The organism is Roseateles cavernae (genome assembly GCF_040187885.1).
Classification (GTDB): domain Bacteria; phylum Pseudomonadota; class Gammaproteobacteria; order Burkholderiales; family Burkholderiaceae_C; genus Roseateles_E; species Roseateles_E cavernae.
This window is the reverse complement of record NZ_JBDPLH010000001.1, coordinates 629,916-651,103: the sequence shown is the minus strand read 5'-3', so window position 1 is coordinate 651,103 and position 21,188 is coordinate 629,916. Positions and strand designations below refer to the sequence as shown.

24 protein-coding genes are annotated in these 21,188 nt (G+C 69.0%); 6 read left to right on the top strand and 18 right to left on the bottom strand.

What is annotated here, in order from left to right; genetic code table 11:
- Nucleotides 1-49: 49 nt before the first annotated feature.
- On the top strand, nt 50-616 hold the full coding sequence (locus ABGI63_RS03140) for a histidine phosphatase family protein (protein ID WP_349740997.1): 567 nt from the start codon (nt 50-52) through the stop codon (nt 614-616).
- A gap of 19 nt (nt 617-635) precedes the next feature.
- Here the strand turns inward: ABGI63_RS03140 and ABGI63_RS03135 are convergent, their stop codons facing one another.
- The gene (locus ABGI63_RS03135; RefSeq protein WP_349740996.1) at nt 636-1,118 is read right to left on the bottom strand and encodes a GFA family protein; all 483 of its coding nucleotides are present in this window, start codon (nt 1,116-1,118) and stop codon (nt 636-638) included.
- 3 nt (nt 1,119-1,121) lie between these two features.
- On the bottom strand, nt 1,122-1,466 hold the full coding sequence (locus ABGI63_RS03130; protein WP_349740995.1) for a hypothetical protein: 345 nt from the start codon (nt 1,464-1,466) through the stop codon (nt 1,122-1,124).
- 121 nt (nt 1,467-1,587) lie between these two features.
- Between ABGI63_RS03130 and ABGI63_RS03125 the strand changes: the two genes are divergently transcribed.
- Together ABGI63_RS03125 and ABGI63_RS03120 are read left to right on the top strand one after the other, a co-directional pair.
- Nucleotides 1,588-2,652 (top strand): serine hydrolase domain-containing protein, encoded by a 1,065-nt coding sequence (locus ABGI63_RS03125; RefSeq protein WP_349740994.1) that lies wholly within the window; start codon nt 1,588-1,590, stop codon nt 2,650-2,652.
- A gap of 84 nt (nt 2,653-2,736) precedes the next feature.
- Nucleotides 2,737-3,483, top strand: coding sequence for a substrate-binding periplasmic protein (locus tag ABGI63_RS03120; RefSeq protein ID WP_349740993.1), 747 nt, complete (start codon nt 2,737-2,739; stop codon nt 3,481-3,483).
- On the opposite strand, the gene ABGI63_RS03115 is transcribed toward ABGI63_RS03120, so the two are convergent.
- From ABGI63_RS03115 to ABGI63_RS03095, 5 genes are read right to left on the bottom strand one after another with little or no spacing between them, the layout of a single operon-like run.
- On the bottom strand, nt 3,480-3,953 hold the full coding sequence (locus tag ABGI63_RS03115; RefSeq protein WP_349740992.1) for a Fur family transcriptional regulator: 474 nt from the start codon (nt 3,951-3,953) through the stop codon (nt 3,480-3,482). The genes ABGI63_RS03120 and ABGI63_RS03115 overlap by 4 nt on opposite strands.
- A complete protein-coding gene (locus ABGI63_RS03110) occupies nt 3,950-4,735 on the bottom strand; it encodes a metal ABC transporter permease (protein WP_349740991.1) in 786 nt (261 codons plus the stop codon). Before ABGI63_RS03110 ends, ABGI63_RS03115 begins: the two co-directional genes overlap by 4 nt.
- Nucleotides 4,735-5,640 carry a metal ABC transporter substrate-binding protein gene (locus tag ABGI63_RS03105; RefSeq protein WP_349740990.1) on the bottom strand — a complete coding sequence of 302 codons (906 nt, stop codon included), beginning with the start codon at nt 5,638-5,640 and terminating at the stop codon, nt 4,735-4,737. The genes ABGI63_RS03110 and ABGI63_RS03105 overlap by 1 nt, the downstream gene beginning before the upstream one ends.
- Nucleotides 5,621-6,772, bottom strand: a complete 1,152-nt coding sequence (locus ABGI63_RS03100; protein ID WP_349740989.1) for a hypothetical protein — start codon at nt 6,770-6,772, stop codon at nt 5,621-5,623. Before ABGI63_RS03100 ends, ABGI63_RS03105 begins: the two co-directional genes overlap by 20 nt.
- Nucleotides 6,773-6,790: 18 nt before the next feature.
- Nucleotides 6,791-8,062: a hypothetical protein gene (locus ABGI63_RS03095; RefSeq protein ID WP_349740988.1), complete on the bottom strand. Its 1,272-nt coding sequence runs from the start codon at nt 8,060-8,062 to the stop codon at nt 6,791-6,793.
- A gap of 98 nt (nt 8,063-8,160) precedes the next feature.
- Here ABGI63_RS03095 and ABGI63_RS03090 point away from each other — a divergent pair, with 98 nt between their 5' ends.
- Nucleotides 8,161-9,633 (top strand): protein adenylyltransferase SelO, encoded by a 1,473-nt coding sequence (locus ABGI63_RS03090; protein ID WP_349740987.1) that lies wholly within the window; start codon nt 8,161-8,163, stop codon nt 9,631-9,633.
- Between the two features lie 10 nt (nt 9,634-9,643).
- Here ABGI63_RS03090 and ubiA read toward each other — a convergent pair whose 3' ends face one another.
- Complete coding sequence (ubiA, locus tag ABGI63_RS03085) at nt 9,644-10,558, bottom strand: 4-hydroxybenzoate octaprenyltransferase (RefSeq protein WP_349740986.1); 915 nt, start codon at nt 10,556-10,558, stop codon at nt 9,644-9,646.
- Nucleotides 10,555-11,070, bottom strand: a complete 516-nt coding sequence (locus ABGI63_RS03080; RefSeq protein WP_349740985.1) for a GNAT family N-acetyltransferase — start codon at nt 11,068-11,070, stop codon at nt 10,555-10,557. Before ABGI63_RS03080 ends, ubiA begins: the two co-directional genes overlap by 4 nt.
- A gap of 78 nt (nt 11,071-11,148) precedes the next feature.
- On the opposite strand from ABGI63_RS03080, the gene ABGI63_RS03075 reads away from it, so the two are divergent.
- Nucleotides 11,149-11,856: a YebC/PmpR family DNA-binding transcriptional regulator gene (locus tag ABGI63_RS03075; RefSeq protein WP_349740984.1), complete on the top strand. Its 708-nt coding sequence runs from the start codon at nt 11,149-11,151 to the stop codon at nt 11,854-11,856.
- A gap of 3 nt (nt 11,857-11,859) precedes the next feature.
- On the opposite strand, the gene ABGI63_RS03070 is transcribed toward ABGI63_RS03075, so the two are convergent.
- The 6 genes from ABGI63_RS03070 to ABGI63_RS03045 form a co-directional block, all read right to left on the bottom strand.
- A complete protein-coding gene (locus ABGI63_RS03070) occupies nt 11,860-12,855 on the bottom strand; it encodes a branched-chain amino acid ABC transporter permease (protein WP_349740983.1) in 996 nt (331 codons plus the stop codon).
- A complete protein-coding gene (locus ABGI63_RS03065; RefSeq protein WP_349740982.1) occupies nt 12,852-13,739 on the bottom strand; it encodes a branched-chain amino acid ABC transporter permease in 888 nt (295 codons plus the stop codon). The genes ABGI63_RS03070 and ABGI63_RS03065 overlap by 4 nt, the downstream gene beginning before the upstream one ends.
- 84 nt (nt 13,740-13,823) lie before the next feature.
- Nucleotides 13,824-15,044 carry an ABC transporter substrate-binding protein gene (locus ABGI63_RS03060; RefSeq protein ID WP_349740981.1) on the bottom strand — a complete coding sequence of 407 codons (1,221 nt, stop codon included), beginning with the start codon at nt 15,042-15,044 and terminating at the stop codon, nt 13,824-13,826.
- Nucleotides 15,045-15,083: 39 nt separating this feature from the next.
- Nucleotides 15,084-15,794 (bottom strand): ABC transporter ATP-binding protein, encoded by a 711-nt coding sequence (locus ABGI63_RS03055; protein WP_349740980.1) that lies wholly within the window; start codon nt 15,792-15,794, stop codon nt 15,084-15,086.
- Entirely contained in the window at nt 15,794-16,564 is a 771-nt protein-coding gene (locus ABGI63_RS03050; protein WP_137944305.1) for an ABC transporter ATP-binding protein, read from the bottom strand. The genes ABGI63_RS03055 and ABGI63_RS03050 overlap by 1 nt, the downstream gene beginning before the upstream one ends.
- 104 nt (nt 16,565-16,668) lie before the next feature.
- Nucleotides 16,669-17,244, bottom strand: a complete 576-nt coding sequence (locus ABGI63_RS03045) for a LuxR C-terminal-related transcriptional regulator (RefSeq protein ID WP_349740979.1) — start codon at nt 17,242-17,244, stop codon at nt 16,669-16,671.
- 112 nt (nt 17,245-17,356) lie between these two features.
- Here ABGI63_RS03045 and ABGI63_RS03040 point away from each other — a divergent pair, with 112 nt between their 5' ends.
- Nucleotides 17,357-19,531 carry a 3-hydroxybutyrate oligomer hydrolase family protein gene (locus ABGI63_RS03040; RefSeq protein ID WP_349740978.1) on the top strand — a complete coding sequence of 725 codons (2,175 nt, stop codon included), beginning with the start codon at nt 17,357-17,359 and terminating at the stop codon, nt 19,529-19,531.
- 22 nt (nt 19,532-19,553) lie between these two features.
- Here the strand turns inward: ABGI63_RS03040 and ABGI63_RS03035 are convergent, their stop codons facing one another.
- The 3 genes from ABGI63_RS03035 to ABGI63_RS03025 all read right to left on the bottom strand — a co-directional run bounded on the left by ABGI63_RS03035 (nt 19,554) and on the right by ABGI63_RS03025 (nt 21,157).
- The gene (locus ABGI63_RS03035) at nt 19,554-20,327 is read right to left on the bottom strand and encodes a ParA family protein (RefSeq protein WP_349740977.1); all 774 of its coding nucleotides are present in this window, start codon (nt 20,325-20,327) and stop codon (nt 19,554-19,556) included.
- 96 nt (nt 20,328-20,423) lie between these two features.
- Nucleotides 20,424-20,612 (bottom strand): hypothetical protein, encoded by a 189-nt coding sequence (locus ABGI63_RS03030; RefSeq protein WP_137944301.1) that lies wholly within the window; start codon nt 20,610-20,612, stop codon nt 20,424-20,426.
- A gap of 14 nt (nt 20,613-20,626) precedes the next feature.
- Complete coding sequence (locus tag ABGI63_RS03025) at nt 20,627-21,157, bottom strand: GNAT family N-acetyltransferase (protein ID WP_349740976.1); 531 nt, start codon at nt 21,155-21,157, stop codon at nt 20,627-20,629.
- Nucleotides 21,158-21,188 lie beyond the last annotated feature (31 nt).

Sequence of the window (21,188 nt, the reverse complement as noted above, 5' to 3'; positions counted from 1 at the left end):
GATAGCGGCTTGCCCGCATGATGGCGCGCAATTCAGGAGCGCCGCCACCATGCCGACTTTTGACCGCCGCCATCTTCTCGCCGCCGCCGCCGCCGGCCTGGCCCTGCCCGCCTGGGCCCAGACGGGCGATGTGGCCGCGCTGCTGAAAACCGGCGGCCTCGTGATCGCCTTCCGCCATGCGCTGGCCCCGGGCACCTTCGACCCGCCCGGCTTCAAGCTCGGCGACTGCGGCACGCAGCGCAATCTCAATGACGAGGGCCGGGCCCAGGCGCGCCGCATCGGCGCCTGGTTCCAGGCCCGGGGCCTGCGGCCAGCGGCGGTGCGGGCCAGCCCCTGGTGCCGCTGCGTCGAGACGGCCGAGCTGGCCTTTGGCTCGGCTTCGACCTGGGCCGCGCTGGGCTCGCCGCGCGCCGGCACCGAAGCGACCAATGCGCAATCGCTGGGCGAGCTGCGCCGGGCGCTGGCGGCGCAGCAGCCGGGCCGTTTCGAGGTCTGGGTCACGCATATGTTCGTGCTCGGCGATCTGCTGGGCGTCAACACCGGCTCGGGCGAGGGTCTGGTGCTGGGCCTTGGCGCCGACGGACAGCCGCGCGTGCTGGCGCGCTTGCAGGTCTGAGGCCGCTGCGGCGTCCCCGTCAAGTCCGCCGCAGCGCTGCGAGCCGGGCCAGGCTTTCGGCCGGCCAATAGGTCTTGCGGTCGTAGTACTCGGGCACGGCCGGCGTGCCCGGCGGCAGCAGCAGCCAGGGCTGCTTGGAGGCGGTGAAGATGTGGATGTCGGGCGGCAGGCGGTCGGGCTCATCCAGGCTGCCGACCCGCACAAAAGCCACCAAGCGGCCGGCACCGGCGTAATGGCTCCACAGCGCGATCCGGCATTGCGGGCAGCGTGCGATCAGCTGCCCCTTGCCGCTGGCCGAGGGGGTATCGACCAGCTCGGGTGTGCCGGTCAGCAGGCTCAGGCGCTCGGTCTCTATCATCGCGTTGAGCGCGAAGGCCGAGCCGCTCTCGCGCTGGCACCAGCGGCAATGGCAGCAGTGGACGAACAGCGGCGCGCTCTCGAGCTGGTAGCGGACGCTGCGGCAATCGCAGCCGCCGGCCAGCGGATAGGCCGGCGTGCTCATCGCTCAGGATTGGTGCAGCACCGAGGCCGCCGGCGTGGCCAGCGGCGCGGCGGAGCGGGCCGGCAGCCAGCCGAGCTGACCGGTCTTGATGTGGCGCATGCACTGGGCCAGCAACCGGCTCGAACTCAGGCCGGGGCAGCCGACGGCGGCCTGCAACTCATGCTCGGCCGCCAGCGCGATCGGCACCGCGCCAAACTGGCCCTGGGCCACGGCACTGGCATCGGGCGCGCTGGCGTACAGGGCCGCCACCGTGCCAAAGCTACCGTCGCCATCGAGCTCGGCAAGGCTTTGGCAGCCGCTGCACAGCAGGGCCAGCACGAGGAGGGCGGACTTGGATGGCAGCAACATGATGGCGTGATTCTGCGCAGCTCCGAGCCGCACTGACCATCGGTACTAGCCCGGGCGAGCCCCGCACAGCGGAGGCTTTGCCCGGATGGTCGGGCCGCGCGGCGCGGGCTCTAATGCGGGCATGAACGCCATACCCGACCTCAGCGCCGCCATCGCCCTGGCCCAGGCCCATGAAACCCCCTGGCCGCGCGATCCGCTGGCCGATCCGGCCGCCTGGGGCGTGCACCACGAAGACCCGCTGCCCTACAACCGGCTGCGCGGCCCGGTCCATGCGCGCGGCCCGCAGTCCGGCGTGATCCTGCAGCACGGCCGCGAGATCGCCGCCTGGGGCGAGCCGGACCGCGCCGATCTGACCTTCAGCGTGGCCAAGACCTATCTGTGCCTGCTGGCCGGCATCGCGCAGCGCGAGGGCCTGCTGCCCGATCTGCAGGCGCCGGTGGCGCAGCGCCTGCCCGGCATCGGTTTCGATGGCACGCACAACGGCGCGATCCGCTGGGCCCAGCTGCTGGACCAGACCAGCGAGTGGGAGGGCAGCTGCTTCGGCCTGCCTGACACGGTGGATCGCTGGCGCAAGGTGGCCAATGACCCGCGCCCGGCCGGCGGACCCAAGGGCGGCGCGCGGCCGCTGCAGGCGCCGGGCAGCTATTGGGAATACAACGATGTGCGCATCAACCAGCTGGCGCTGGCTCTGCTGCAGCTGTTCCAGAAGCCGCTGCCCGAGGTCTTTCTGGACGAGATCCTGAAGCCCCTTGGCGGCGGTGCGGGCTTTGCCTGGCGCGGCTATGACGATGCCTGGGTGACGCTGGCCGATGGCCGGCGCGTGCAGTCGGTGCCGGGCGGCACGCACTGGGGCGCGGGCGTTTCGATCAGCAGCCGCGACCAGGCCCGTGTCGGCCAACTGCTGCTGCAGGACGGTCGCCACGAGGGCCGTGCTTTGCTGCCGGCCGGCTGGGTGGCGGGCATGACCGAGCCCTGCGCGATCGCCCCGTTCTACGGCCGCCTGGTCTGGCTCAATCGCGAAGGCAAGGCCTTTCCCGGTGCCTCGCCGCAGGCCTTCTTCATGATGGGAGCGGGCGGCCATATGGTGTGGATCGAGCCGGCGCGGGATGCGGTGGTGGTGCTGCGCTGGCTGGACGGGGCCCACCATGCGGCGGTGATGCGGGCCATTGCCGCTGCGCTAGCCTGAGCGCAGGCCGGAATCGTCGGAGCGCCAAACTTGATGAGGGAAACCCGTCAGCGGCTTGGCAGCCAAGCCCGCTAAATTGAGGCCATGACGCTCCGCTGGTTTCCTCTATTGCTGCTGTCCTTGCTGCTGCTGCGCCCGGCGCTGTCCGCGCCGGCGACCCTGCGCATGGGCGGCTTTGCCGTGGCGCCGCTGATGCTGGGAGGGCCGGAGCAGCCGGTGCACGGGGCCTTGCCCGATTTCATCCGCAGCGAGATCGCGCCGCAGACACGGATCCGTTTCGTCTGGCAGCCGGTGATGAGTTTTGCCCGCGCCCTGCGCAGCCTGCGCGATGGCAGCGTCGATGTGCTGCTGATGTACAGCGCCGATGGCGCGCAGTCCCGCGAGATCGGCCGTTACGACTGGGTCTATCTGCAGACGGCGCCGCAGCTGGCGGTGCTGGAATCATCCAGCCTGCGCGAGGTCGGCTCGCTGGACGAGCTGGCCGGCCTGCAGGTCGGCTGGGTCTCGGGCAGCAAGGCGCCGCGCGAGCTGGCGGCCCTGCCCATCCACTGGCAGCCGGCCTCGGGGCAGAACTGGCAGACGATCAATCTGCGCAAGCTGGCCGCCAAGCGCATCCAGGCGGCCTATTACGCCAACCCCTATTCGCCCGTCTATCTGGCGCGCCAGCAGGGCGTGGCGATACGCCTCGTGCCGCTGCCGATGCCGGCCCGGCCGTTCACGATGGCTTATTCGATGAAGACCGACCCGGCCCTGATTGCCGAGTTCGGGGCGCTGGCGGCCAAGGCCTTCAAGGGCGAGCGCTTCAAGCAGTATCTGGAGAGTTACCGCTAGCCGTTCGAGCAGGCCGCGCAGCGGCCCTTGATCTCGATCGCGGCCGGCGTGAAGCCGCTGGCGTCGGCGCGCAGCGCGGCCTTCAACCCTTCGAACCAGCCCGGCGCCTGCCACTCCTGGATGCTGCCGCAGCTGCTGCAGATCAGCATCATCGTCGGGTGCGCATGGTGGCCGTGCTCGCAGACCACATAGCTGTTGGTGGTGTCGACCTTGTGGACCAGATGCTGGTCGATCAGGAAGTCCAGCGCACGGTAGACCGTGGTCGGCGCGACCCGGCCATGGCGGCTTTGCATGTCTTCCTGGATGTCATAGGCCTTGGCATGGCCGGCGCGGCGCAGCAGCAGCTCCAGCACCTCGCGGCGCTGCTCGGTCAGCTGGGCGCCGCGCGCCTCGCAGTGGCTGCGCGCCTCGTCCAGCCGACGGGCCAGCGCCGTTTCGGCGGACTTGGTTTTGGTGGCGCTGCTACTCATGCGGGCAGTTTAGCCGGGCGCAGCAGGGACAGGCCGGCCAGGCCTACCAGGCTCAGCACCACCATGGGCCCGGCCGGCAGATCGAGCCGCCAGCTCAGGCCCAGGCCCAGGGCATAGGCAGCCGCGCCCAGCAGCGCGGCCAGCCAGGCCGGCAACCGCCGCGCCTCGACCAGGGCCGGCACGATCAGCGTGGCGAACACCAGGTAGAGGCCCAGCAGCGGCACGCTGAGGCTGACCAGCAGCGCGAAGGCCGGGTAGAAGCCCGGGCCGCCGTCCAGCAGGCCGGGCTTGAGGCGACGCAGGCCCAGATAGAGCGCGCTGGCCCCGGCCAGCGGCACGAGCGCTGGCCCGTCCACCCACAGCACATCGCCGGACAGCAGGGCGCCGAGCTTTTGCGCGCCATGCGGGTCGGCGCTGACCCACAGCACGGCGGTGGAGGCGGCCGCGATATAGAGCAGGCCGATCAAGGCCTCGCGCCGCTCGGGCCACAGCCGCGAGAGCCCGGCCACCAGCAGCGCACCGGCAAGGGCCGCCGCCGCACCGCAAAGCTGGGGCAGCACGGGGGCCAGCGCCTCCAGCCAGGCCGGCAGCTCGTTCGGATGCTCGGGGTGCCCCAGCAGCTGGCCGGCCATCAGCACCCCCAGGCCGGCCATCTGCGCGATCGCCAGGTCGATGAAGACGATGCCGCGCGCCAGCACCTGGCGGCCCAGCGGCAGATGGGTGGCCAGCACCAGCCAGCCGCCCAGCAGCGGCGCCAGCAAGAGGGTCAGGTCTTGTGGCATCAGGGCTTGCTGCTCGCGAGCAGCTGCGCGATCAGCTGGTCGAACAGGCCGGCCAGGGTCGCGGCGGGGCCCTCGTCGGTCACGGTGGCTGGCAGGCGCAGCAGCGGCAGCTTCGTCTGCTCGGCCAGCCAGCGGCCGGGCTTCTCGTCCTGGTAGAGGCTGGTGACGATGGCCAGCGGTTTTTCGCGCGCCACCTGCTGTTGCAGCTGCTGCAGATGGCTCATCGTCGGCGGCAGCCCCGGCTTGGGCTCAAGGTCGGCCACCTGCCGGAGCTTCAGCCATAGCCACAGATAGGCGTAGGTGCTGTGCTGGCCGATCACGGCCCGGCCCTGCAGCGGCGCGGCGCGCTGCTCCCAGGCCGGGATGCGGCGCTGCCAGTCGGCCGCCCAGGCGGCGTGGCGCTGGCGGATCTGGGCGGCGCGTGGCACGTCCAGCGCGGCCAGGCGCTCGGCCAGCGCCGCCGCCACGCTCAGCAGGCGCCGCGGGTCCAGCTGCAGATGCGGGTTGCCCTCGGCGTGCACATGGCCCTCGTTGAAGCCGACCGCGCTGCGCTTGTCGATCAGCTCGACCACGTCCTCGATATAGAACATGCCGGGCTTGCCGTCCTGCACCCGGGCATTGCCGGAGCGCTGCTGCAGCATCGGCAGCCAGCCGGCCTCCAGCGAGGCCCCGGTGCAGACGGCCAGATCGGCGCGGCGCAGCGCCGCGATCAGGGCCGGGCGGGCCTCGATATTGTGCGGGTCCTGCAGCGCATGGGTGGCGCTGGTGACGCGGGCCTCGGGCGCCAGTTCGCGGGTCAGCGCCGCCCATTCGGGCTCGCAAGTGAAGACCTCCAGTGCCTGGGCCGGCAGGGCGGCGCAGGCGCTGATCAGCAGGCCGGTCAGCTTAGAAACTGTGCGCACCATGGGCTCCGAAGCTGACGATGTATTGCAGCTGCAGCGAGCGCTTGGCGGCCGCATCGAAGCCGCCTCTATCGTCTTGCCGGCTGTACTGCAGGCGCAGCGACTGCGCATGCGAGGGCTTCCAGGCCAGCATCAAGGTCTGCTCGCGCAGCTTGGCCGGGTGGAAGTGGTCGCCATGCGGCTCGCGCAGCGACAGGCTGTCGACGCGCAGCCCGGTCTCCCACTGTGGGGCGAAGCGCCAGACGGCGGCCAGATAGGCCGAGCGGTGCTTATCGCCGGACCCTGCGAACTCGTTCAGGCGGCTGACTTGCGCTAACTCGCCCGACAGGCGCAGCTGCTGCGCGCCGTTGTTGCCACCGGGCGACCACTTCCAGACCCCGTCGACGATCCACAGATGGCGGCCCTGGTAGCGCGCGCCATGGGCATGGTCGTGGCCTTCCTCTTCTTCGTGGGCCTCCTCGTGTTCGTGCTCATGGGCGCCGCTGCCCGGCGCCTTGTTGCGCAGATAGGAGAGGCCCAGCTGCCAGCTCTGGCTGCGGCCGATATCGCCGCCCAGCTTGGTGTTGGCGGCCCAGGCGGCGATGCTGGGGCGGGCGCCCTCTGCGTCGGGATTCAGCTCGCGGCCGCCCAGCAGCTCGATGCCGCTGCGCCAGTACAGCGCGGTCGGTGCGGTCCAGGACAGGCGCAGGCCGTTGTCGAAATAGTGGCCGCCGAGAAAGCCGCGGTAGAGCAGCGGCCGCTCGCTGAAGTCGTCGGCATGGGGATGCTGCTCGTTCAGATAGCCCAGCTGGGCCAGCATGCGGCCACCGCGCAGCTGCAGGCCGGCCGGCAGGCTGCGGGTCTCGATCCAGGCTTCCTCCAGCTCGGACTCGACCTTCTTTTTGCCATCGTGGCTGTGGCTGTGCGCGGCCAGCGTGGCGCGGCCGGCGAAGTGCTCGCCCAGATGGCCGGCCACGCCCAGCTCCAGCCCGCCCAGGTGGGCGCCCTGGGGCCGCGCACCCAGGGCCAGCTCGCGCGAGGCGGCGCCGACATCGAGCACCAGCCCCCACTGCAGCGCATCGGACTTGGCGAACTGGGCCTGGGCGTTGGCCATGAGCGGGGTGGCCAGGGCCAGGGTCAAAAGTTTCAGTTTCATGGGCTGAGGTTTGTGGGTTTAGCGTTTGATACCCAGCCAGGCCAGGCCGGCGGGTGCGAAATCGAGCTTCATGGCCGGGCGCAGCGTTGCGGCGGCGGTGTCGACGGGCAGCAGCTGGCGGCCCAGCGGGTCGGAGATCCAGGCCTCGTCACGGGCCTGGCTGGTGGCGATGGCCGGGAAGGGCGCGGCCGTCGGCATGGCCGGCACGGCGGCCAGACTCTTGACGGCGGCCCACTGCCGGCGCGCATCGAGCAGGTGCAGCGTGCCCAGATCGTCCAGCAGCATCAGCTTGCCGCCCTGGCGGTCGAAAGCGTGGGCGCGGCGGGTGCGGCCCTCGGCCCAGGCGATCTTCTTGAGGCTGCCGGCCACCGGGTCGATCTCATAGACCAGGCCCGGTGAGGCCAGGCCCACCAGGGTGGTCAGCTGGCTGTGGCCGATGACGGTGCCGATGCGGGCGTTGGCCGGCATATCGGCCGGGTTGGGCAGCTTGCGGGCCGTGAAGCTCTCGCCGCTTTGCGTCACCAGCAGCACGCCGTCGCTGCAGCCGAAGGCGCTGTGGTCCTTGTTCGAGAAGCTGCCGTGCAGATCGGGGCAGGGGGTGTCGAAGCGCTGCACGAGCTGCCAGCTGCTGCCGCTGCGGCGGTAGAGCTCGACATGGCTGGGCAGGGTGGAGGCGGCCGTCGCGGCGCGCCAGGTGCTCAGCAGGAACATGCCGCGCGGCTCGGCCGTGCCGTGCATGGCCAGCGGCAGGCTCAGGCTGGACTCGGGCGCGCCGCTGGCGATGGCGGCCTCGTTGAAGACCTGGACCTGGGCGCTGCGGTTCTCGGCCGCGACGCCGTCCATGAAGAAGGCGGCGCGGCCCTCGTGCGTCTCGTAATGGGTCGGGCGGGCGCCGCTGATGCGGGCGGCGAGCAGCTTGGGCGCCTGCTTGTAGTCGTGCAGATGGTCGACATGGTCTTCCTGCCACAGGCCGCCGTCGGCGATCTGCACCAGGTCCTGGGTGCGCTGCACCGCCAGCGCATGGCGGTGGCCGGGGCTGGCGTAGACGGCCGAGGGCGTGTTGGCCAGCGCGAAGCTGCTCAGCACACTGGCGCTGTCCAGCTCGTACAGGCGCAGGCTGGGCGAGTTGGCCTCGATCAGGGCCAGGCGGCCGGCGCTGTCGATGCGCAGCGCCTCGTCATGATCGTCGTCGCCGTCACCCGATCCGCCGCCGCAGGCGGCCAGCAGCAGGGAGGACAGCGCGGCCAGCAGGTGCAGCCGAGGCCTGGAGAAGAGAGCGGCAGGGGTCATGGATGTCAGATCTATAACGATGTAATAACGTTACTGTAACAGTATAACGTTCGCATGAAAAGGCGACAGCGGCGGCCGGAACTGGCAAGCTGCGCACCATGACGATGAAGCCGCCCCCCTCTTTCTTTTCCTTCGACAACAGCTATGCCCGCGAGCTCGATGGCCCGGCCTTCTATGCCGCCGCCCGGCCGGAGGCCGCACCGGCACCGCGCCTGCTCTATCTGAACCAGGCCCTGGCCGATGAGCTGGGCCTGCCGCCGCTGGCTGCCGACCAGGCGGCCGCGCTGTTTTCCGGCAACACCCTGCCTGCCGGTGCCCAGCCTATCGCCCAGGCCTATGCCGGCCACCAGTTCGGCGGCTTCTCACCCAGCCTGGGCGACGGCCGGGCGCTGCTGATCGGCGAGCTGATCGACCGCGAAGGCCGGCGCCGCGACCTGGCCTTCAAGGGCTCGGGCCGCACGCCCTTCTCACGCAACGGCGATGGCCGGGCCGCCGTCGGGCCGATGTTGCGCGAACTGCTGATCGGCGAGGCCATGCAGGCCCTGGGCGTGCCGAGCACCCGGGCGCTGGCCGTGGTGGCCACCGGCACGACGGTGCGCCGCGAGCAGCCGCTGCCCGGCGCGGTGCTGACCCGGGTGGCGGCCAGCCATCTGCGCGTCGGCACGTTCCAGTATTTCTCGGCGCGCGGCGACATCGATTCGCTGCGCCGCCTGCTGGCCTATGCGCTGGCCCGCCACGATGCCGCGCTGGCCGACGCGCCGGTGCCGGCCCTGGCCCTGCTGGGCGCCGTGGCGCAGCGGCAGGCGCGGCTGATCGCGCAGTGGATGAATCTGGGCTTCATTCACGGCGTGATGAATACCGACAATATGACGATCTCGGGCGAGACCATCGACTACGGGCCCTGCGCCTTCATGGAGCGCTACGACCCGGCCACCCGTTTCAGCTCGATCGACCAGCAGGGCCGCTATGCCTATGGCAATCAGCCGGCCATCGCGCGCTGGAACCTGGCTCGGCTGGCCGAGGCGCTGCTGCCGACCATGGTCGATCCGGACGGCCCGGAGGCCGAGATCGAGCAGGCCATCGCCCAGGTCAGCGAAGTGATCGATGCCTTCCCGGCCTGGTACGAGACGGCGCTGCGCGAGGGCCAGCGCGCAAAGCTGGGCGCGCCCGATGCGGCGCTGGCCGACGCCTGGCTGGCCCTGCTGCAGCGGGGCGGCGCCGACTTCACCCAGGCCTGGCGCGCGCTGGCCGAGGCGCGCGAGGGCAAGGAAGCCGCGCTGCACACGCTGTTTGACGACAGCACGGGCCTGGCTGCCTGGCTGGCCCACTGGCAGGCCGCCTGCACGGCCACGCCGGCCCAGCTGCGCGCGGCCAACCCGCGCCTGATTCCGCGCAACCACCGCGTCGAGGAGGCGCTGGCCGCCGCCTCGGAGAGCGGCGATATGGCGCCGACCGAAGCGCTGCTGGCGGCGCTGCGCCAGCCCTTCAGCAGCGACCCGGCGCTGCAGCGCTATGCGGAGCCGGCGCCGGCGGCCTTGACTGCGGGCTACCGGACTTTTTGCGGCACTTGAGGGTGCCTCCTCAGCCGCGCAGCGCCAGGTCGGCCACCGTGCCGGCGAACAGCGCGAAGCCCAGCCAGTGGTTCTGTCGGAAGGCCTTGAAGCAGCCCTCACGGCTGCGGTCCTTGATCAGCATGTAGTGCCACAGCACCTGGGCGGCGGCTGCCGCCACGCCCAGCAGAAAGACCCAGCCCAGGCCGAAGCGCAGGCCCAGCCAGGTCCAGCTGGCCAGAAAGATAGCGTAGAAGGCCATCACGCCGGCCACATCGAAGCGGCCCAGCGTCAGCGCCGAGGTCTTGATGCCGATGCGGATGTCGTCGTCGCGGTCCACCATCGCATACTCGGTGTCATAGGCCAGCACCCAGAACAGGTTCGAGATCAGCAAGGCCCAGGCCGACAGCGGCACCGCGCCGCTGAGCGCCGGCCAGCTCCAGTTATTGCCGCCCAGCGCGGCCGAGAAGGCCATCGGGATGCCGAAGCTGAAGGCCACGCCCAGCACCGCCTGTGGCATCGCGACCAGACGCTTGGCATAGGGATAGATCAGCGCGACGGCCAGCGCGGCGAAGGACAGCACGATGGTGGGCGCGTTGCTCGTCAGCACCAGCGCGAAGGCCAGCAGCGCAAGACCTGCCCCCAGCAGCAGGGCCTGCTTCACCGACACCGCGCCGCTGGTGACCGGGCGGTTGGCGGTGCGTTTGACATGCTTGTCGAACTCGCGGTCGGCCACATCGTTGACGCAGCAGCCGGCCGAGCGCATCAGCACCGTGCCCAGGGTGAACACGATCAGCAGATGCCAGCCCGGCCAGCCGTCCGCCGCGATCCACAGCGCCGACAGGGTGGGCCACAGCAGCAGCAGCCAGCCGGCGGGGCGGTTCCAGCGGATCAGGTCCAGGTACAGCGACAGGCGGGACGGGGTGGTGGGGACGACGGTACTCATGACCCCGGCATTGTGTCAGCTGGGCGCAGCGGCTTCCGGTAGATCGTCAGCGCCTGACCCTCATGGGCGATGTGTTCGATGGCTTGCCAGCCGGCGCGCTGCAGCAGGCTGTCGGCGCTGCCGGTGGCACAGTAGAGATGCTCGAAGCCCTGCGCGGCCGCCCGGGCCTCGAGCCCGCGCAGCAGCTGCAGGCCGATGCCCTGGCCGCGTCGCGCCGGGTCCACGCAGCCGGCCGCCGCCCAGGGGAACAGATGGCCGTGGCTGGCGATGGATTCGGCCTTCAGCGCCGCGATGCCCAGCAGCTGGCCCTGCTCATCAAGCGCGATCAGGCCCAGCGGCAGCCCATCCAGCCGCGCGAAGTCCTGCAGGTCGGCCGCCGCATCGCCTCGCCCGCTGCAATACCAGCCGGGCCACTCGGCCTCGAACCAGGCCGCCAGCGTCGGCAGGGCCTCGGGATGGTGGGCGAGGGCTTCGATCCGCAGGGATGAGGGTTTGTAGGCGTCCTGGGGCATGGTGCGCGCATTGTGTGCCAGCGGCGAAGGTGTATAACCCCGCCCCACCAACCCGCAGATCAGCAAGGAGCAGCCGCCATGGGCGCACAGTGGAAAGCCAAACACAAGGACCTGGCGGCCAACGCCAAGGGCCGCATCTTCACCAAGCTGTCCAAGGAGATCATGCAGGCCGCACGCGGCGGCGCCGATCCGGACATGAACGCGCGGCTGCGCATGGTGGTCGAGCAGGCCAAGAAGGCCTCGATGCCGCGCGAGACGCTGGAGCGAGCGATCAAGAAGGGCGCCGGCCTGCTGGGCGAGGCGGTGCAGTTCGAGCGTGTCACCTACGAGGGTTTCACGCCGCACCGGGTGCCGCTGATCGTCGAATGCCTGACCGACAACGTCAATCGCACCGTGTCCGAGATCCGCGTGCTGTTCCGCAAGGGCCAGCTCGGCGCGGCCGGCTCGGTGTCATGGGATTTCGACCATGTGGGCCTGATCGAGGGCGCTCCGGTCGCGGCCGGCGCCGATGCCGAACTGGCCGCGATCGAGGCCGGCGCGCAGGACTTCGAGCCGGGCGAGGAGGAGGGCCAGACCCTGTTCATCAGCGAGCCGGCCGATCTCGATGTGGTCGTCAAGGCGCTGCCGGCCCATGGCTTCAACGTGCTATCGGCCAAGCTGGGCTACCGGCCCAAGAACCCGGTAGCGGGTCTGGGCGCGGCCGAGCTGGAGGAGGTGGAGGCCTTCCTCGCTGCCATCGACGCGCACGATGATGTGCAGGAGGTCTACGTCGGTCTGGCGGGATGACGGCTAAGCGGGCCGCTTGGCCTTGAGCTTGTCCCACAGCGCCAGTGCCTCGCCCACCACGCCGCGGCGGAAGGCCAGCACGCAGATGATGAAGATCAGGCCGGTGACCAGGCTGACCGATTCGCCCAGGCCGTTGAACCAGTTGATGCCGGTGATCTCGGCCAGGGCCTTGCCGGCGTCGCCGATCTTGTTCTCCAGCGCGATGATGATCAGCGCGCCGACGATGGGGCCGATCATCGTGCCCATGCCACCGACCAGTGTCATCAGGATCACCAGGCCCGAGGTGGTCCAGATCGCATCGGTCAGGGTCGCAAAACCCAGCACCAGGGTCTTGGTGGCGCCGGCCAGGCCGGCCAGCGCGGCCGATAGTACAAAAGCCACCAGCTTGAAGCGGTCGACGTCGTAGCCCAGCGAGGTGGCGCGGGCCTCGTTCTCGCGGATCGAGGTCAGCACCTGGCCGAAGGGCGAGCGCACGGTGCGGTAGATCAGCCAGAAGCCGCCGCCGAAGATGGCCAGCACCACGTAGTACAGGCTCAGGTCGCTGCCCAGATCGATGCCGAAGAAGCTGCCGCGCGGCACCGACTGCAGCCCGTCCTCGCCACCGGTGAAGGGCGCCTGCAGGAAGAAGAAGAACAGCATCTGGGCCAGCGCCAGCGTGATCATCGAGAAGTAGATGCCCGAACGGCGGATCGCCAGCAGGCCGAACACCAGGCCCACGGCGGCCGCGGCTGCGGCGCCGAACAGCAGGCCCAGCGGCGCCGGCAGGCCCCAGACCTTCAGCGCGTGGCCGGCGCCGTAAGCGGCCGCGCCCAGAAAGGCGGCGTGGCCGAAGCTCAGCAGGCCGGTGAAGCCGATCAGCAGATTGAAGGCGCAGGCGAACAGGGCGTAGCACATGACCTTCATCACGAAGATCGGATAGACACCCAGCCAGGGCAGGATGGCGACGGCCAGGAACAGCGCGCCGTAGCCGATCAGGGGGTTGTTCTTCTTGTCGTTCATTTCTCTTTACCGAACAGACCGGCGGGGCGCACCAGCAGGACGATGGCCATCACGACGAAGACCACGGTGTTCGAGGCCTCGGGGTAGAACACCTTGGTCAGGCCTTCGACGATGCCCAGACCGAGACCGGTCAGGATGGAGCCGAGGATCGATCCCATGCCGCCGATCACGACCACCGCGAACACGACGATGATCAGATTGCTGCCCATCAGCGCGGTGACCTGCAGGATGGGGGCCGCCAGCACGCCGGCGAAAGCCGCCAGCGCGACGCCGCCCGCATAGGTCAGCGTGATCATGCGCGGCACATTGATGCCGAAGGCCTGCACCAGCTTGGGGTTCTCGGTGCCGGCGCGCAGGGTGGCGCCCAGCGAGGTCTTCTCGATCAGGGCCCAGACCGCGAAGCAGACGATCAGCGAGGCCACGACGACCCAGGCGCGGTAGTTCGGCAGGATCATGAAGCCCAGGTTGCTCGCGCCTTGCAGGGCCTCGGGCACGTTGTACTGCTGGCCCGAGACGCCGTAGAAGCTGCGGAAGATGCCCTCCATCACCAGCGTGATGCCGAAGGTCAGCAAGAGGCCGTAGATATGGTCGAGCTTGTAGAGCCACTGCAGGAGCAGGCGCTCGATCAGGATGCCCAGCAGGCCGACGATCAGCGGCGCCACCAACAGCATCACCCAGTAATTGAGGCCCAGGTATTCCAGGCCCATCCAGGCCAGGAAGGCGCCCATCATATAGAGGGCGCCATGGGCGAAGTTGATGATGTTGAGCATGCCGAAGATCACGGCCAGGCCCAGCGACAGCATCGCGTAGAACGAGCCGTTCACCAGGCCCAGCAGCAGCTGGCCTAGCAGCGCCGGCAAAGGAATGCCAAAAAAGTCTGTCATGTCTTCAGCAGCTCATCTTGTTTCCAGTCAGTTGGGGACAGAGCTACTCGCGGGTACGCTCGGGCGGTCTGTCCCGCAAGACCATTACTTTTTGACGAGAGCGCACTTGCTCTCGGAGATCTTCGTGTAGGCCTCGTTGGCCGGGATCACCTGGGCGACCTTGTAATAGTCCCAGGGCTCCTTCGATTCGGCCGGGGTCTTCACCTGCATCAGGTACATGTCGTAGCGATGCCGGCCGTCGGGACCGATCTCGCCGTTCTTCGCGAAGAAGTCGTTGACCTTGGTGGCCTTCATGCTGGCGATCACCTTGTCGGCGTCGTCGGTCTTGGTGGCCTCGACGGCCTTCAGGTAGTGCATCGTCGCCGAGTAGTCACCGGCCTGCAGCATCGAGGGCATGCGCTTCATCTTCTCGAAGAAGCGACGCGCCCAGACGCGCGATTCGGGGCTCTGGTTCCAGTACCAGCCGTCGGTCAGGTACATGCCCTGCGTGGCCTGCAGGCCCAGCGAGTGGATGTCGTTGATGAACATCAGCAGGCCGGCCAGCTTCATCGTCTTCGTGATGCCGAACTCGTTGGCCGCCTTGATCGAGTTGATCGTGTCGCCGCCGGCATTGGCCAGACCCAGGATCTGGGCCTTGCTGCCCTGGGCCTGCAGCAGGAAGGAGCTGAAGTCGCTGGCCGACAGCGGGTGCTTGACGCTGCCGACGACGGTGCCGCCGGCCTTCTGCACGACGGCCGTGGCATCGCTTTGCAGCGAGGCGCCGAAGGCATAGTCGGCGGTCAGGAAGTACCAGCTCTTGCCGCCGCTCTTGACCACCGCATTGCCGGTGCCGTTGGCCAGGGCCACGGTGTCATAGGCATAGTGGATGGTGTAGGGCGTGCAGTCTTCGTTGGTCAGGCGCGAGGAGGCGGCGCCGACCGAGATGAAGGGTTTCTTCTTCTCGGCCGCGATCTTGGCCATCGCCAGATTGGCGCCGGAGTTGGTGCCGCCGATCAGCAGGTCCAGGCCCTGGGTGTCTATCCACTCGCGCGCCTTGGACGCGGCCACATCGGCCTTGTTCTGGTGATCGGCGTAGATCAGTTCGATCTTCTTGCCGGCCGCCATGCCCTTCATGTCGGCGATGGCCAGCTTGATGGCCTCGACGCCGCCGGCGCCGTCGATGTCGGCATAGAGGCTGGACATGTCGGTGATGATGCCGATCTTGACCACATCGCCGGAGACCTGGGCCTGGGCCTGGAAGGAACCGCCGGACAGCGCACAGGCTGCGGCGGCGGCCAGGGCGACGCGTTTGAGGGAGTAGGTCATGCTTGTCTCCTTGATGGGCATGTGAAGGTGATGGGGGACTCAGACACTGAGCAGCTCGTCGAGCACGGCTCTCTTGGCCTCTAGCTCGGCGGCGGGAAAGGACTCGACGACGTTGCCATGCTCGATCACGACGAAGTGATCGGCCAGCGGCGCGGCGAAGCGGAAGTTCTGCTCCACCATCACGATGGTGAAGCCCTGGGACTTCAGCGTCTTGATCATGCGGGCCAGGGCCTGGACGATCACCGGGGCCAGGCCCTCGGAGATCTCGTCGAGCAGCAGGATGTCGGCACCGGTGCGCAGGATGCGGGCCACGGCCAGCATCTGCTGCTCGCCGCCGGACAGGCGTGTGCCCTGGCTCTGGCGACGCTCGGCCAGGTTCGGAAACATCGCGTAGATCTCGGCCTCGCTCATCAGCTTGCCCTGGCCGCCGGGCAGGCGCGGCGGCAGGCGCAGGTTCTCCTCGGTGGTCAGCGAGGCGAAGATGCCGCGCTCCTCCGGGCAGTAGCCCAGCCCCAGGTGGGCGATGCGATGGGTCGGCAGGCCTATGGTCTCCTGGCCATGCACCTTGATCGAGCCCTTGCGCTCGCCGGTCAGGCCCATGATGGCGCGCAAGGTGGTGGTGCGGCCGGCGCCGTTGCGGCCCAGCAAGGTCATGACCTGACCCTTGGGTACGCTCAGATTGATGCCGTGCAGGATATGGCTTTCGCCGTACCAGGCGTGCAGGTTCGAGATTTCGAGCGCGGTGGACATCAGTGCGCCCCCTGCAGCTCGGTCGCTTCGCTGCCCATATAGGCCTCCAGCACCGCCGGGTGCTTGGACACCTCGTTGTAGTCGCCCTCGGCCAGCACCGCGCCGCGCGCCAGCACGGTGATGCGGTCGGCAATCTTCGAGACCACGCGCATATTGTGTTCAACCATCAGCACGGTGCGGCCCTCGGCCACCCGCTTGATCAGATCGGTGACGCGCTCGACGTCCTCATGGCCCATGCCCTGGGTCGGCTCGTCCAGCAGCATCAGCGCCGGCTCCATCGCCATCGTCGTCGCGATCTCGAGCGCGCGCTTGCGACCATAGGGCAGGTCGGCCGCCTTCAGCGCCGCCATCTCGCGCAGGTCCACCAGCTCCAGCAGGGCCAGCACCCGGTCGTCGAGCTGCTTCAGCCCGGTCAAGCCCTTCCAGAAATGGAAGCTGGTGCCGGTGAAGCGCTGCAGGCCGATGCGCACGTTCTCCAGCACCGTCAGATGCGGGAACACCGCCGAGATCTGGAACGAGCGGATCACGCCGCGCCGCGCGATCTGGGCCGGCTTCTCGCCGGTGATGTCGACCCCGTTGAAGACGATGGCGCCGCGGGTCGGTTCCAGGAACTTGGTCAGCAGATTGAAGCAGGTGGTCTTGCCGGCGCCATTGGGGCCGATCAGCGCATGGATATGCCCGCGCTGGACCCGCAGGTCCACGCCATCGACGGCGGTAAAGCCCTTGAACTCTTTGGTGAGTCCGCGTGTCTCCAGGATGAGTTCGCTCATCGGCATTTCTTAGAGTTGGAGGCCCAATGTAGGGCGATCCCGGGTGGCCGGGGCAGGGTGAAGACCTTTACGTACGATTGCGCAAGGGCTTACCCGGATGACGTTCACGGCAATCCCAGCACCCGGCCCATCAGGCCGGCGGCGGTGTGCACGCCATAGCGCTGGCGCAGCCGGCCGCGCAGCTTTTCGACGGTGCGCGGCGACAGCCCGAGCTCGCGCGCGCACTCCTTGGCGGTCTGGCCACCGACCATGCCGGCCAGCACCTCGCGCTCGCGCGGGCTCAGCGCGTCGGGCGCGACACCGCCGGTCAGCGGCTCGAAGACCCAGGCCGCCTCGCGCAGCGGCGCCGAGCGGTCGCTGGTGTGGCCATGGACGCGAAACCACTGCAGCCGGCCGTCGCGGCAGCGCATCAGGCGCTCGTCCTGGTAGTGGCCGCTGCTGCTCAGCGCGGTCTGCATGCGCAGGCCTATGCGTTCGAACTCGGTCCTGGTCGCGAACAGCAGGCAGAAGCTCTGGCCGATCAGGTCCTCGCGGGCATAGCCGAACATCGTGGCAAAGGCCTCGTTGACCCACAGCAGCACACGCTCGCGAGCCAGCACCAGGCCCAGCGGGCTGAGGGCCGCAAAGGTCTCGGCTGGGGAAAACCCGGGCGTAATCACGGGGCTGTCGCTGATGTGCATGGCTGCCTAGCCTAGCGGACTGCCAGCCGTCCCGACTCGGGATTGTCACCATGGGCTGAGCGGATCAAGGCCCCCATCGAGAGGCCCCACCGAACCACCGGAGACATCATCGATGAAACGCTTCACCGCAACCTCCTCCTGCCTGGCCGTCGCTTTGCTGAGCGCCTGCGGCGGTTCCGACGATCCGGCCCCACCGCCGGCCCCACCGCCGGCTCCGGCGCCGGTGGTCAACACCCTGCCCAGCTTCGTCAGCGGCGCGGTGGCGGCGGCCAGCTATGACGGGGCCAGCGACGACCTGCTGACCGGTGGCCTCGGCAAGACCGGCCTGCTGGCGGCCGCCGCGCCGGCCTTTGCCAACCCGCTGGCGCCCACCGTTGCCGAGGCGCGCCGCAACGCCATCTTCACCAACTACCGCGCCCTGGTCGACTACACCGCGTCGGGCGGCTTCGGCCGGCTCTATGGCCCCAATATCGACAGCGCCGGCGCCGACACGCTGGGCGAGGGCAAGGTGACAGGCAGCGAGCACATCGCGGTGGCCGATGACGGCTCGGGCAAGCAGAACGTGGTGCTGATGGTCCAGGTGCCGACCGGCTTCGATGCCACCAAGCCCTGCATCGTCAGTGCCACCTCCTCGGGCTCGCGTGGCGTCTACGGCGCCATCGGCACGGCCGGCGAGTGGGGCCTCAAGCGCGGCTGTGCGGTGGCCTATGTGGACAAGGGCTCGGGCAACGGCCTGCACGACCTGACGAGCGACAACCTGATCCAGATCGACGGCACCATCGCCAGCGCGACGGCGGCCGCCAAGAAGGCCCACTTCAAGGCCGACCTCAGCGAGGCCGAGCGCCTGGGCTATAACGCGGCCTTCCCGAACCGGGTCGCCTACAAGCATGCGCACTCGCAGCAGAACCCCGAGAAGGACTGGGGCCGCGACACCTTGCGGGCGATCAAGTTCGCCTTCTATGTGCTCAACGAGAAGTACGGCAAGGACATCGCCGCCCAGCCCGGCAAGAAGGAGGTCGTGATCACGCCGGCCAACACCACGGTGATCGCGTCCTCGGTGTCCAACGGCGGCGGCGCCGCGCTGGCGGCGGCCGAGCAGGACACCGAAAGCCTGATCGACGGCGTGGCCGTGACCGAGCCGAATGCCCAGCCCGGCGCCAATACCGGGCTGACGATCAAGCAGGGCGCGGCCACGGTGGCCACGCACAGCAAGCCGCTGATCGACTACTTCACCTTCGCCAATATCTACCAGCCTTGCGCGGCCCTCTCGACCCAGGCCGGGCTGTCGCTGAACGCGGCCTTCTGGCCGGCCGCCTACACCACGGCCGCGCAAAACCGCTGCGCCGCGCTGAAGGCCCGCGGACTGCTGGCCGGCGCGAGCCTGGCCGAGCAGGCCGACGAGGCGCTGGCCAAGATGAACGCCTATGGCTGGATGGCCGAGACCAACTATCTGCAGCAGTCGCACTACCGCTTCGCGACCAACTCCATCGTGATGACCTATGTGAACAGCTATGGCCGCTTCAAGGTCACGGACAACGTCTGCGGTTTCAGCTATGCCAACACCAATGCCACTGGCGATGTCGTCGCCCAGGTGCCGGCGGTGCAGGCCTCGCTGTTCTCGGGCGGCAACGGCGTGCCGCCGACCTCGGGCGTCAACATCGTCTACAACGACGCGGTCGGCGGTGCCAAGCTGGACTTCCTGGCCGTCTCGCCGACCAGCGCCACGGCCGACTTCGCGCTCGACGGCGCGCTGTGCATGCGGACCCTGGTGACCGGCAAGGACACGGTCAGCGGCGCCGGCCTGTTCGGCACGATGAAGGCCTGGTCGGACCGCGTGATCGCCGGCATCAACGAGGTGCAGCTCAGCGCCAAGCTGCGCGGCCTGCCCACCATCATCGTGGCCGGCCGCAACGACACGCTGATCCCGGTCAACCATGCGGGGCGTGCCTATTACGGCAAGAACCTGGTGCAGGAGGCGGCCACGGCCAAGACCCGCTATTACGAGGTCACCAATGCGCAGCATTTCGACAGCTTCATCGCCTTCGGCGCGCTCTTGGGCTATGAGACCCGCTACATCCCGCTGCACGTCTACTTCGTGCGCGCGATGGACCAGATGTGGTCCCATCTGAAGAACGGTACGGCCCTGCCTGCCAGCCAGGTGGTGCGTACGACGCCGCGCGCCGCCGCGACCGCACTGGCGGCCGGCGATGTGCCGCCCTGGGCCGCGACGCCGGCGGCCGCCGATGCGATCGGCTTCGATGCCGGCGTGCTGAGCGTGCCGCAATAAGCCTTGTGCCCGGGTGCCGGTTTCAGGCGCCCGGGTTCAATCCTTCATACAAGGCGACAAATTCCAGGCTCAGCTTGTGGCGCGGATCCAGATGGATCATCGGCCGCGCCAGCTCGTGCGATTCCTTGATCTTGACGCTGGCGCTCAGATAGGGCTGCAGCACCGGCAGGCCCTCGGCTATCAGCTCCTGCACGGTGCGCTGCGGCAGGCTGGCGCGTGGCTGGAACTGGTTGACCACGATGCCCTCGACCCGTAACTCCGCATTGTGGTCGGCGCGGATCTCCTGCACGCTGTCCAGCAGGCCGTAGAGGGCGCGGCGCGAGAAGTCGTCGCAGTCGAAGGGGATCAGGCAGCCCTCGGCCGCGATCAGCGCCGAGCGGGTGTAGAAGTTCAGCGCCGGCGGCGTGTCGATCCAGATCTCGTCGTAGTCCTCGGCCAGCTCGAGCAGTGCGTCGCGCAGCTTGTAGATCTTGTAGCGGCTCTCCAGCTTGCCGTGCAGCTCGTCCAGCGCCGGGCTGGCGGGCATCAGCTGCAGACCGGGCCAGGGCGTCTCGACGATGAAGTCATCGGTCTTGGGCGCGCGCACGCTGAACTTCAGCGTGCTCTCGAAGAACTCGGCCGCCCCGACGGTCGCATCGTCGGCCGTATCGCCCAGCAGATAGCGGCTGCTATTGCCCTGCGGGTCGAGATCGATCAGCAGGGTGCGCCGACCGTGCGCTGCCGCGATGGCGGCCAGATTGCTGGTGATGGTCGACTTGCCGACCCCACCCTTCTGATTGAAGACAACGCGGCGCATGCAGGCTCCCGAGGCTGGTGGAGCGCCTATTGTGCACTGCAGCAATGTCCGGTTGATGATGATGGCTGCGCCCCGGACGGCGCAGCATCGCTGCGGCTACTGGCTGGTGGCCAGGTCCGCGTCGAAATCCATCAGCACGCTGGCCTCCTCCAGTGCCCGCCACAGATGGGGCGGCATCTGCATGATCTTCTCGGGTGTCTTGGCCCGGCGCGCCCAGGCGCGGATCTCGTCATGCTGGTCGGGGGTCAGCAGCTTCAGCGTCAGCATCTCGTCGAGGGTCTGCATCGTGGGCCTCCTAACTAGGATCCGGTCCGTATCTGCCAGTCCGCGCGGCTGATTTCGTAGACCGAGGTGTCCATCTCGTACCAGCGCTCGCTGCCACGATAGCTCATGCCCAGGCGCTGCATCACGCGCGCCGAGCCCTTGTTGTCGGGGTGGCAGACGGCGCACAGCTGCGGCGTGTCCAGCGTGTCGAAGGCGAAGGCGGCCATGACCTGGGCCGCCTCCGAGGCCAAGCCCTGGTGCCAGCGGTCGCGCCGCAGCCGCCAGCCGATCTCCAGCGGATTGGCCTTGTCGCGGGCCAGGTGCTGGATGCAGCCGGAGCCGATGATCTGGCCGCTGTCCTTCTCGATGAAGGCCCACCAGGAATAGCCCCACTCGGCCCAGCGGGCCTTGACCCGGGCGATCCCTGACGCCGTGTCCTCGCGCGTGTCGGGCTTGCCGGTGATGTAGCGCATCACCTCGGGGTCGCTGTCGATCGCGTGCAGACCCTCGAAATGGTGGTCCGCAAAGGGCTCCAGGCGGAGTCGTTCGGTCTGCAGAATGGTCATGGGCGGCCTTGGGCGACGGTGGGCCCCGCCA

Coding starts and splice junctions, on each gene's coding strand:
- ABGI63_RS03140 (WP_349740997.1), top strand. CDS start 50: ATGCCGACTTTTGACCGCCGCCATCTTCTCGCCGCCGCCGCCGCCGGC.
- ABGI63_RS03135 (WP_349740996.1), bottom strand. CDS start 1,118: ATGAGCACGCCGGCCTATCCGCTGGCCGGCGGCTGCGATTGCCGCAGC.
- ABGI63_RS03130 (WP_349740995.1), bottom strand. CDS start 1,466: ATGTTGCTGCCATCCAAGTCCGCCCTCCTCGTGCTGGCCCTGCTGTGC.
- ABGI63_RS03125 (WP_349740994.1), top strand. CDS start 1,588: ATGAACGCCATACCCGACCTCAGCGCCGCCATCGCCCTGGCCCAGGCC.
- ABGI63_RS03120 (WP_349740993.1), top strand. CDS start 2,737: ATGACGCTCCGCTGGTTTCCTCTATTGCTGCTGTCCTTGCTGCTGCTG.
- ABGI63_RS03115 (WP_349740992.1), bottom strand. CDS start 3,953: ATGAGTAGCAGCGCCACCAAAACCAAGTCCGCCGAAACGGCGCTGGCC.
- ABGI63_RS03110 (WP_349740991.1), bottom strand. CDS start 4,735: ATGCCACAAGACCTGACCCTCTTGCTGGCGCCGCTGCTGGGCGGCTGG.
- ABGI63_RS03105 (WP_349740990.1), bottom strand. CDS start 5,640: ATGGTGCGCACAGTTTCTAAGCTGACCGGCCTGCTGATCAGCGCCTGC.
- ABGI63_RS03100 (WP_349740989.1), bottom strand. CDS start 6,772: ATGAAACTGAAACTTTTGACCCTGGCCCTGGCCACCCCGCTCATGGCC.
- ABGI63_RS03095 (WP_349740988.1), bottom strand. CDS start 8,062: ATGACCCCTGCCGCTCTCTTCTCCAGGCCTCGGCTGCACCTGCTGGCC.
- ABGI63_RS03090 (WP_349740987.1), top strand. CDS start 8,161: ATGACGATGAAGCCGCCCCCCTCTTTCTTTTCCTTCGACAACAGCTAT.
- ubiA (WP_349740986.1), bottom strand. CDS start 10,558: ATGAGTACCGTCGTCCCCACCACCCCGTCCCGCCTGTCGCTGTACCTG.
- ABGI63_RS03080 (WP_349740985.1), bottom strand. CDS start 11,070: ATGCCCCAGGACGCCTACAAACCCTCATCCCTGCGGATCGAAGCCCTC.
- ABGI63_RS03075 (WP_349740984.1), top strand. CDS start 11,149: ATGGGCGCACAGTGGAAAGCCAAACACAAGGACCTGGCGGCCAACGCC.
- ABGI63_RS03070 (WP_349740983.1), bottom strand. CDS start 12,855: ATGAACGACAAGAAGAACAACCCCCTGATCGGCTACGGCGCGCTGTTC.
- ABGI63_RS03065 (WP_349740982.1), bottom strand. CDS start 13,739: ATGACAGACTTTTTTGGCATTCCTTTGCCGGCGCTGCTAGGCCAGCTG.
- ABGI63_RS03060 (WP_349740981.1), bottom strand. CDS start 15,044: ATGACCTACTCCCTCAAACGCGTCGCCCTGGCCGCCGCCGCAGCCTGT.
- ABGI63_RS03055 (WP_349740980.1), bottom strand. CDS start 15,794: ATGTCCACCGCGCTCGAAATCTCGAACCTGCACGCCTGGTACGGCGAA.
- ABGI63_RS03050 (WP_137944305.1), bottom strand. CDS start 16,564: ATGAGCGAACTCATCCTGGAGACACGCGGACTCACCAAAGAGTTCAAG.
- ABGI63_RS03045 (WP_349740979.1), bottom strand. CDS start 17,244: ATGCACATCAGCGACAGCCCCGTGATTACGCCCGGGTTTTCCCCAGCC.
- ABGI63_RS03040 (WP_349740978.1), top strand. CDS start 17,357: ATGAAACGCTTCACCGCAACCTCCTCCTGCCTGGCCGTCGCTTTGCTG.
- ABGI63_RS03035 (WP_349740977.1), bottom strand. CDS start 20,327: ATGCGCCGCGTTGTCTTCAATCAGAAGGGTGGGGTCGGCAAGTCGACC.
- ABGI63_RS03030 (WP_137944301.1), bottom strand. CDS start 20,612: ATGCAGACCCTCGACGAGATGCTGACGCTGAAGCTGCTGACCCCCGAC.
- ABGI63_RS03025 (WP_349740976.1), bottom strand. CDS start 21,157: ATGACCATTCTGCAGACCGAACGACTCCGCCTGGAGCCCTTTGCGGAC.